6 protein-coding genes are annotated in these 7,587 nt (G+C 67.9%); 4 read left to right on the plus strand and 2 right to left on the minus strand.

Annotated elements, in window-relative coordinates; genetic code table 11:
- Positions 1–126 precede the first annotated feature (126 nt).
- Positions 127–792, minus strand: a complete 666-nt coding sequence (locus ACWC91_RS31360; RefSeq protein ID WP_450643813.1) for a hypothetical protein — start codon at positions 790–792, stop codon at positions 127–129.
- A gap of 1,003 nt (positions 793–1,795) precedes the next feature.
- The gene (locus tag ACWC91_RS31365) at positions 1,796–1,927 is read right to left on the minus strand and encodes a hypothetical protein (RefSeq protein ID WP_263638711.1); all 132 of its coding nucleotides are present in this window, start codon (positions 1,925–1,927) and stop codon (positions 1,796–1,798) included.
- 574 nt (positions 1,928–2,501) lie between these two features.
- Here ACWC91_RS31365 and ACWC91_RS31370 point away from each other — a divergent pair.
- From ACWC91_RS31370 to ACWC91_RS31385, 4 genes are all read left to right on the plus strand, one after another.
- Positions 2,502–3,986, plus strand: coding sequence for an arsenate reductase/protein-tyrosine-phosphatase family protein (locus tag ACWC91_RS31370; RefSeq protein ID WP_225080134.1), 1,485 nt, complete (start codon positions 2,502–2,504; stop codon positions 3,984–3,986).
- 255 nt (positions 3,987–4,241) lie between these two features.
- Positions 4,242–5,849, plus strand: coding sequence for a type I 3-dehydroquinate dehydratase (locus ACWC91_RS31375; protein WP_450643814.1), 1,608 nt, complete (start codon positions 4,242–4,244; stop codon positions 5,847–5,849).
- Positions 5,846–6,013, plus strand: a complete 168-nt coding sequence (locus ACWC91_RS31380) for a hypothetical protein (protein WP_450643815.1) — start codon at positions 5,846–5,848, stop codon at positions 6,011–6,013. Before ACWC91_RS31375 ends, ACWC91_RS31380 begins: the two co-directional genes overlap by 4 nt.
- The gene (locus ACWC91_RS31385; RefSeq protein WP_225080136.1) at positions 6,010–7,236 is read left to right on the plus strand and encodes an acyl-CoA dehydrogenase family protein; all 1,227 of its coding nucleotides are present in this window, start codon (positions 6,010–6,012) and stop codon (positions 7,234–7,236) included. The genes ACWC91_RS31380 and ACWC91_RS31385 overlap by 4 nt, the downstream gene beginning before the upstream one ends.
- Positions 7,237–7,587 lie beyond the last annotated feature (351 nt).

A 7,587-nucleotide genomic window follows, 5' to 3' on the forward strand; every position in this document is an offset into this window, starting at 1 on the left:
TCCAGACGAGAATCCCGGCCCGATTGCGGCGGGCCGGGATTCTGATTCGTGTGCCTGGCCGGAGGGCGTCGGCCCGATTACGGCGGGCCGGGGTTCTCCAGCATGCGCATCACGTGGTTGCTGATTCTAGTCTTCGTCGAATCCGCCGAATTCGCCGCCCTCGCCCTTCTCGTGGTGGCGCTTGATGACGCGGAAGCTGCCGACGACTCCGTTCTTGACCTTCACGCCGTCCTCCATCTCCTCGTGGTGCTTCTTGTGGTGCTCGCCCTTCTCGTCCTCGCCCTTCTCGTGCTCGCCCTTCTCGCCCTCGTCCTCGTCCTTGATCTTGCCCGTGCGGACGTTGTTGGCCTCGCTGTGGGGGCCGACGGTGGCGACGGGGGCGCCGTTGTCGCAGGTGACGCCGCGGAAGAATTCGACGGTCTTCTTGCTGTCGTTGCGGATGTTGAAGCTCTTGGAGCCCAGGCCGCTGACCACGGTGATGCAGCCGTCGGGCACGGCGGAGAACGACCGCTCGTTGATGAAGATTCGGCCGATCTCGTGGTGGCGACGCTTGCCGTGCTCGCCGCGCTCGCCGCCCTCGCCGCGCTCGCCGCCGCGGCCGCCGCCCTCGTTGCCCTTGCCCTGTCCGCCCTCGCCGCCCATCGGGGCGTAGTCGGGAGCGGGCGCCTGCTTGACGACGGCCGGGGCCGCCTCAGGTGCGGGGGCGGCGGTGGCGTAGGTGATGCCGGTCGCGGTCAGTGCCGCAGCGGCCGCGACGGCCGTGGCCATCGCCTGGGAACGGTTCATGATCATGTCGCTTGTTTCCTTCTGAGACGGAGACTTGTTTCCTTCTGAGACGGAGAGAGGAACACCCGCTGTGGCAGCTGGTGCGTGACTGAACGTACTAACACCCCCTATTGCTGTCATATCGAGTAAATCTGGAGCTCCGGCTTCGTGGGGCTGATCGGGTATATAGAGACCCTTCACGCCGCCCAGAAGGAGAGCTGACTAACCGTCAAAGCTTGCCGCAGCTTGGGAGATTGAATGACAATTAGCCCTTGCGGGTGATCTTCTGACTTCTGATCACCCGTCGTGGCGGTGGATCGCCGGGAAGCATCGGCGAGTCGCTGCTTGACGTGAGGTCTGTCGTAGGTTCCAAGGAGGCGTGAACGGTGGCTGTCCGACGAAGGCGGCACGGTCGCCCGGGTCCTCGTTGTCCTGCTGCTGGGCTTCGCCCTCGCCGCCCGCCGTTTTGAACTGCGGCTGCTGGACTGGACCGACCTCGAGGAGGTCGAGGAGGGCCTGGCCGTCGAGGTCTGGCGACCGAAGGTCAACCATGAGGGTCCGCTCGGCGTGCTTACGGCTCCGACCCGGCCACCTGCCCCGTCCGCGCGGTCCGCGCGCGGCGCCAGTGCCTGATCGAGCACGGCCACCAGCCGGTCGGTCCCGTGTTCCTGCGCATCGACCGGCACGGCCGCATCGCCCACCCGATCCACCGGCACGGCCAACAGATCGGAGACCCCTCCGGCCGCATCACCGGCGAAGGCATCGGAGACGCGGTGACCCGGGCCGCAGCCCGCGCCGACCCCACCTCGCTGGAGCGGACACAACCTGCGCCGCGGCTTCGCCACCGCCGCCAAGCAGGCCGGCGCCGACCTCATCGAGACCGGACGCCACGGCGGCCTGGTCGACGGCTCCAAGTCCCCGGCCGTGTACTGCGAGCAGGCCGGAATGTGGGACGAGACGAACCTGCTGTACGGCATCGTGGACCGCCCCGCTGAACACCTCACCGCTCACCGAAGTGACGGTGGGCACGTCAACGGTGTAGTTGCCCGAGCAGCGACTGCCGCAGCCACCGAGGACCGGCACGCCGTTCCCACGCGGCGAGTCCGCCGGCGGCGAGTCCGGCCGCCGCGAAGATCCCGAGGCAGCGGAGTCGCTGACGCATGCATGTCCCCCTGCTTCGGAAGATTGACCTGAGCAAGGCCTGGAGAAAACGCTGTTCCAGGGCCTTCGAGGTCCAACACTCCGCGACGCCAGTGCACCCACACCTACGCACCCATCAGGCACACCTACGGTTCGGCCGGGGGCTGCCCCCACCCCCGTCGGCCCGGTGACCGACCATGTGTAGGCCGCGGGCCCTCACGACCCAGAACATTTCATGATCAAGTCGGGGACTCCGCAAGAACGGCGCGGCCCTCGCTCCTGCGCTGGCTGTGTGTAGCTGTGAGCGGTACAATTTCGGGGAAAGTGAATGCGACTGGCCGTGCGCTTTTGTGGGTCACGGAAGTGTACAACACCCCACGGAGCGCGGCTTACAATCCGGCGCAGTTTTGAATGTTCGCCGCGCGGTCCGCAAACAGCCCTTCGACGTTGCGGGGCGGCTCGCGGGATCCCATTGTCCGCTGCGCTCAACGATCCTGAACAGCATGCAGACTCATTCGGGTCAGAATTCAACCAGACGTACTGATCCCGGACTTGCGGCGTTAGAGCCTTGACGTTCGACCAGTAATGGTACTCACATGGGTTGGCTCACTTTCGGATACTTCCTATCATATATTCCCTACGCCATGCTGGTGAAGGCACTGGCCAGCGGGGTTACTCCACTATCGTCCCAGCCGGTCAGCGGCTATGAGCTGCTACCCGCAGCCACCCTCGGGCAGATCGCCGCGATGATGCTCTTCCTTGGCATGTCGGGGCGGTGGCGGTATATGCGCAGGAGCAGGATCGGCGGGAGCCGAATTCCGATGGCAGGGCGGGAGACACTGGCGGCCGGCTTCTTCGCCTCGCTCATCATTGGCGCCACCACGATGAACTACACCTTTGCCGGCGTCTCGATCCTCTTCATGCTGTTGTTGATGAGGGGCGGAGTTCTCATTCTCTCCCCATTGATCGACGTGGCGGGCAAGCGTTCCGTTATGAAACATTCATGGTTGGCTCTGTCCCTCAGTCTGATAGCAATTTCCGTGGCTCTCGGTGACGTGAACGGTTATCACCTCACGCCGGCCGCCGTTGTGAGTGTCCTCATTTACCTCGTCGGCTACCTCGGCCGGTTCGAAATCATGAGCCGCGTTGCCAAGAACGGGGTTGTCGCAACCAACCGGCGATTCTTCGTGGAGGAGCATGTCGCGGCACCGGTCTGGCTGACTGTGCTGCTGGGCGCAGGAGCGCTGGCCGGGCAACCACAACTGCGCGCGGGTTTCACCAGGTTCCTCGGTACGCCTGCCGCGTTGGGGGCGGCGGGGATAGGAGTGGCCTACGAGGTGCTGTTCGTCTTCGCTACGCTGATCTACCTCGATCGGCGCGAATACACCTGGGGGGTGTCGGCCTGGGCGTTCGCCAGCCTCATGTCCGGCCTGGTCGGCTCCTTTGCGCTTGCATGGCTGGCCGGGCTCCGGGCTCCGGGAAGCAGCCAGCTGATCGCGCTCGTGTTCGGGGTCGGCGCGGCTGCGGCCCTGTCCTGCCCGTCGGCCGCCCTCTGGTGGCGAACCCGCGGCGCCGGCACGGCATGCCGGGTGCTGTTCGTCTGCGGTGGGAACACGTCCCGCTCGCCCATGGCGGAGGTCATCGCCTGGGCCCAAGCCGCGGAGGCGGGCGTCGCACACGCCTTCCGGTTCTCCAGCGCGGGTGTCGCGACGCCGCTGCCCCCGCACCCGATGGCTCCCGGCGCCCGGTCCGCGCTTGCTGAACTCGGCCTGCAACGGGTGCCGGGCAGGGGAAACCCCCGCCGTCACCGCGCTCGCTCGGTCACCTTGGAACTGTGCCGGGTCAACTCCGTCATCTACTGCATGACCCGAGCCCATTGCGACAGGGTGATCGCCATGGCGCCCGAAGCCCAGGACCGTACCCTCCGGCTGGACCCGTACTGTGACATCCCCGATCCGGAGGGGCAGTCGCCGGAGGTGTACCGTCGGTGCGCCCAGCACATCCAGCGCTCCGTCCGCCTCCGCCTGTGCGAGCTCGCCGACTCCTACGGTGCTTGCCGCACCACTTTGGGACGGGGGTGAGGCAGGGATGCCCCTCGGGCTTCGCGACGGCCTGTCCCTGATCACCTTGCAGAAGGTGATGCTCGGCCTGTTGGCCAGGGGGCTCAGCAGTTGTCCGCAGTTCAGTGTTGCCGGTTATGGGGACGTGCTCCGAGCGAATCTGAAAATCTCTCCTGCCCGGCTCGCCGTACGCTCCATGGCTGTCAGTTACGCGGACGGGACAGCCCCGGTCAATCGGTTCGTCCCGCGGCGAGCCGGTCTGGAGGAGTACGTCCAGTGGCACGTGTGACGAGCGGATACGGTGCCGCCCTCGGGCGTCGGGCCCGGCTGGTCGCGGTAGCCGCCGAACCGGAGGACCTCACCCCCCGTTCGCTGCGTGGCCTCGCAGGAGTGGCGGACGAGCTGGAGGTCCGTGCCGATCTGGTCGGCGATCCCGATCCGTCCTGGCTGCGGCGGAACTTCAGAGGGCAGCTGACCTACAGCCTTCGCTCTGCGCGACATGGTGGCCACTCGGCTGCCGGCCCGGTGGAACGGCGCACCCGGCTCCTGCGTGCGGCGGACCACTATGAACTGGTCGACCTCGAGGCGATGGACGACATACAGCCGGAACTGCTGGCGGCCGTCCCCGCCCGGCAGCGGCGTGTCTCCTGGCACACGTCCGGGCATGCAGGGAGTGCCGAGGGACGCTGTCGAGCGGAGCTGCGGGAGGCATCAGGAAGACTCCAGGAGCGGTTCGCCGCGATGGCCGCCGTGCCGGCGGCGCTGTACCTCCTCGTGCCGCCTGCGGGCGGACAGTACGGGTCTGCCGCGCCGCTGCTGCTCACCGGGCTCGGACGTACCGACGTGACGGCGTTTGCGTCCGGCCCGGTCGGCATGTGGACCCGAGTGCTGGCGCCGTGGCTGGGGGCGCCTGTCGTCTTCGGCCGGGTCGGTGCGCCGGGAGAGGACGGCATGCCGAGTGTGGGCCGGCTCCTGGCCGACTACGGCCTGCCCGCGTTGCCTCCGCTCAGCGGCCTGTTCGGCATTGCCGGTCGCGCGCCGGGACGGTCGCTGTCGCCTCGGCTGCACAACGCGGCATTGCGGGAACTGCGGCTGCCCGCGCTGTACCTGCCCTTCCAGGTGGACAGGTTTTCCCGATTCTGGCAGTGGGGCTTCGACTTCGCGTCGCTGGGTGGGATGCCCTTGCGCGGGCTGACCGTGACCGCCCCGCACAAGCAGAGCGCGCTCCTCGTGGCCGACGTTGCCGCCCCGGAGGCGCTGGAGTGCGGTGCGGCCAATCTGCTGTGGCTCGACGAGGGGCGCTGGCGGGCGGCCACCACCGATGCCGTCGGTGCCCTGCGTGCCCTTGCCCTGGGTGGAGTCGACCCGAGCGGCCGTACGACCGCCGTCATCGGTTGCGGCGGCGCCGGACGGGCCGTCGCCTGGGCCCTGCGCGAGGCCGGAGCCGGGGTGACCCTTGTCAACCGGGGGATCGCGCACGGTCTGGAAGCCTCCTCGCAGCTCGGGCTTCCCTACGTACCGCTGTCCCGATTCTCCCCGGCGGGGTACGACCTGCTCGTGCACGCCACGCCCTTGGTAGAGCGGGAGCCGTTCCCGGTTGCCGCAGCCGACGGGGACGCGGTGGTGTTGGAGATGGCCTACCGCGATCCGCCGACTGCGCTCACGCGCGCCACCCGTGCTCGCGGGCTGGTCGGCATCGACGGCTGGCAGGTCCTGTTCGTCGAGGCGTGCGAGCAGTTCAGGCTGATGACGGGCCGTTCGATGCCCGAGACGCTGTCCCTGCGCTCGATCTGCTTCGGATTGGCCGAGCAGGCCGCCGGCCACGGCCTCACCGTATCGGGGGGATCGACCCGAACACACCGCGTGGGGCGGGAAGCACCATGACGATCCGTTCGACGCCCCCGTCCGGCCTGCCCACCGCCCGCCCGGCAGGCAGGCCGGGTATTTCGGTGCTGCTGGGCAAGAGGGGCAGCACCGACCAGCACAGTTCGAAGGGTGCCCGCCTGCTGAACGTGACGTGGCACTTGGAGAGGGCCACCTCCATATGACCGACGACCTGCCCCGCGCCGCCGGATCGGCCCGCAGCCCGGCGATCGGAGACGACCAGGCTGTTCTCGTCACCGCGGCGAAGCTCGCCGCGGACAAATTCGCCCCCCGCGCTGTGGAGTACGACCGCAAGGCCGTCTTCCCCGCCGAGGATTTCGACGATCTGTTCTCCAGCGGTCTACTGGGCGTCACCGTGCCCTGCGAATACGGGGGCCTGGGCTACGGCCCTCAGCAGCGCCACACCCTGCCCCTGTGGGAGATGACCACCACACTTGCCAAGGCAGATCTGTCACTGGCCCGCTGCTGGGAAGGGCACGCCAACGCACTGGTCCTCATCGACGCCCTGGCCACCCCGGAGCAGAAGCGGCGCTGGTTCGCCGGCGTGGTGGAACACGGGGAGAAGTGGGCCGCCTGGAGCGGCGAACCCCAAGCCCCGAAGCCGGGCGAGAGGCTTCATTTCGGCACCACGCTGGTCCCCGTCCACAACGGCTGGATCCTCCAGGGCAGCAAAGCGTTCGCCACCAGCGCCACCGGAGCGCAGTGGGCGGTCCTGCTCGTCGATCCGGACTCACCCGGCGGCGCCCGCCAGACCTCAGAGGTCCACGGGAGACTGCTGCTGCTCGCCTGCGACCTGTCCGATCCGACCGTGACCGTGGATGCTTCCTGGTGGGACCCCGTCGGTATGCGCGCGACGGTCAGCCACGCGGTGCGCTTCGACGACACCTTCATACCGCGCGAACATCTCATCGGCGGTCCCGGCAGCTACTTCGACGGGCAATGGCAGACCGCTTTCGTCCCCCATTACGCGGCCAGCTTCCTCGGCGGCGCCCTCGCCGCATATGAATACGGGCTCGCGTATCTGAAGCGGCAGGGCAAGGGCGGTGACCCCTATGTGCAGCAGCGAGTGGGCAGCATGGCGGTCGATGTCGAAACCGGGCGCCTTTGGCTGCGCCACGTCGCCGGTCTCTGGGACGAGGACAGGCTCGACGAGGCCCGAATCGCCGGCGCCAGAGCCTGGCATACGATCGCGCATCTGGCACAAGAAACGGTGCATCACGTCATCCAGGCGTGCGGCGCCCGCAGTCTGATCCGCCCAAGCCCCGTGGAGCGGGTCCTGCGCGACCTGACGCTGTACGAACTCCATGACAACCGCGATCACGTTCTGGCCACCGTAGGCCGTGCCGTACTCGGCGAGCAGTACGATCCGTCTTTCCATGGGCTCTGAGAGACCGGTCGGTATTCCGCTCGTGGGTGTGGCGCCCCGGCATTGCGCTCACTGCGGGTTTCCCGCAGTGATGCATACACGCGGGTAGGGCCCAATAGGCAGCCGGTTCATCCCCGGCCACAGCCACCGCCGCACGCCTCTTCTGCCGACCCGCATGGGCTGGCCGCCTGCCCGCATTCACCGAGGTTCTCTGAGAGGCCAAGTTCAACGTGGACCGGTCGGCCGACCCCGCACCCGGCCCGACGCCATCGCCGGCGACAAGACACCCCATGCGGTTATCGGGTCAAGCCGCTGCGGCGACTGGGGGTTGAGCCGGTGGGTTGAAGGCGATGGCTTCGTCGAAGGTCTGGT

This window comes from Streptomyces sp. NPDC001204 (assembly GCF_053598035.1).